2 protein-coding genes are annotated in these 2045 nt (G+C 71.4%); both read left to right on the forward strand.

Features of this window, described 5'->3' with window-relative positions:
* Positions 1-166: 166 nt before the first annotated feature.
* A complete protein-coding gene (gene tatC / locus ACWJ6R_RS35300; RefSeq protein ID WP_449066372.1) occupies positions 167-1120 on the forward strand; it encodes a twin-arginine translocase subunit TatC in 954 nt (317 codons plus the stop codon).
* Positions 1121-1137: 17 nt separating this feature from the next.
* Positions 1138-2016, forward strand: a complete 879-nt coding sequence (locus ACWJ6R_RS35305; protein ID WP_449066373.1) for a diacylglycerol kinase — start codon at positions 1138-1140, stop codon at positions 2014-2016.
* Positions 2017-2045 lie beyond the last annotated feature (29 nt).

Consider the following 2045-nt stretch of genomic DNA (forward strand, 5'->3'; position numbering starts at 1 on the left):
GCAGCAGCTCGCCACGCCCGCCCCGGCGCCGTCGGCCGAGGAGCAGGCCCGCGCGCTGGAGGAGCAGGCGGCCCGGCTGCGCGCCCAGTCGGGGGCTTCCAAGCAGCAGTAGGCTGCAGGCCGTCCTCCTTCCTGACCACCTCACTCCTCGGACCGGGATTCGCGAATGGCACTGCTGAAGTGGCCCAAGCCGGGCCGTAACGGGTCCGTGCCGTCCGGGGAGGCGGCGGACGGGCGCATGCCGCTCATGGAGCACCTGCGCGAGCTGCGCAACCGCCTGGTCATCGCGCTGCTGGGAATGGTCGGCGGCATAGCCCTCGGGTTCGTCTTCTTCGACCCCGTCTGGGATTTCGTCTCCGCGCCCTACTGCGGGCTGCGGCAGTCGCAGGAACTGCGCGGAGAGTGCACCTTCCTCATCCTCGGCGTCTTCGAGTCGTTCTTCGTGAACCTCAAGGTCGCCGCGCTGTTCGGGATGGTCGTCACGTCCCCGATCTGGCTCTACCAGATCTGGGCCTTCGTGACGCCCGGCCTGTACCGCAACGAGAAGCGCTACTCGCTCGGCTTCCTGGGGATGGCGATCCCGCTCTTCCTGGGCGGTGCCGCCCTGGCCTACCTCGTGATGGACACCGGTCTGGCCATCATGCTCGGCTTCGCGCCGGAGAACTCGGTCACCGGCATCTCCCTCGACGAGTACCTCGGCTACGTGCTGGTGCTCATCATCGTCTTCGGCGTCTCCTTCGAGCTGCCGCTGCTGATGGTCTTCCTCAACGTCATCGGCGTGCTGCCGCGGGCCACGGTGGCCAAGCACCGCCGCATGGTCATCTTCCTGATGTTCGTCTTCGGGGCGATCGCCACCCCGGGTGGCGACCCGTTCACGATGATCGCGCTGGCGCTGCCGATGGTGATCCTGTTCGCCCTCGCCGAAGGAGTAATGTTCCTGCGGGAGCGCAGGGCCGCGGGCAAGGACGACTTCTCGCACCTGTCCGACGACGAGGCCTCCCCCCTCTCCGCCGACGACTCCCCGATCGCCGGGGCGTCCCCGGTCGGAGGCGCCTCTCCGCTCGCGGACGGCGATTCTGCTCTCGATTCGGGAACGACGGATACTGATTCCGCCAAATAGGCGATAAGTTCCGGTTCGTGCCCGGAGAGATCGCCGTACTCGTCAACCCCGCCGCCCGCGGCGGCCGCTCGCGCGGCCTGCTCGCACCCGTCCTGGACCGGCTCCGGCGGACCGGAGCGGAGGTCTCGGTGATCCTCGGCGACTCCGCCGAGGACGCGCTGGAGCGCGCGTGCACCGCCGTCGCCGAGGGCCCGGACGCGCTGGTGGCCTTCGGCGGGGACGGCCTGGTCCACCTCGCCGTCCAGGCGGTGGCCGGGACCGACGTGCCGCTGGGCATCATCCCCGCCGGGACCGGCAACGACATCGCCGCCGCCTTGGGCCTGCCGGCCAGGGACGCGCTCGCCGCCGCCGGGGTCGTGCTCGGCGGCCGGGTCCGCACGGTCGACGCCGTCAGGATCGGCGAGGACGAGTGGTTCGCCGGGGTGCTCTGCTGCGGCTTCGACTCCCGCGTCAACGAGCGGGCCAACCGGCTCACCTGGCCGCCCGGCATGGCCAAGTACCTCGTCGCGCTGGTGGAGGAACTGCGCGACTTCGCCCCCATCCCGTTCAGGATCGACCTGGACGGCGAGGTCGTCGAGGTCGAGGCCATGCTGGTGGCGGTCGGCAACACCCGCTCCTACGGCGCCGGGATGAAGGTCTGCCCGGGCGCGCTCCCCGACGACGGCCTGCTGGACGTGACGATCCTCGGCGCCGTGCCCAAGGGCCGGTTCCTGCGCGCCTTCCCCAGCGTCTACCGGGGCACCCACGTCGACCATCCCGCCGTCACGATCAGGCGGGCCCGCCGGGTGGCGCTGGAGGCCTCCGGAGTGGTCGCCTACGCCGACGGCGAGCGGATCGGCCCGGTCCCCCTCGTCTGCGAGGCCGTCCCGGGCGCGCTGCGCGTGCTGGTGCCGTAGGGCGGGTGCGGCCGGTGCCGTGGAGCCCG

It is taken from the genome of Planomonospora algeriensis, from assembly GCF_977012225.1.

Coding starts and splice junctions, on each gene's coding strand:
- tatC (WP_449066372.1), top strand. CDS start 167: ATGGCACTGCTGAAGTGGCCCAAGCCGGGCCGTAACGGGTCCGTGCCG.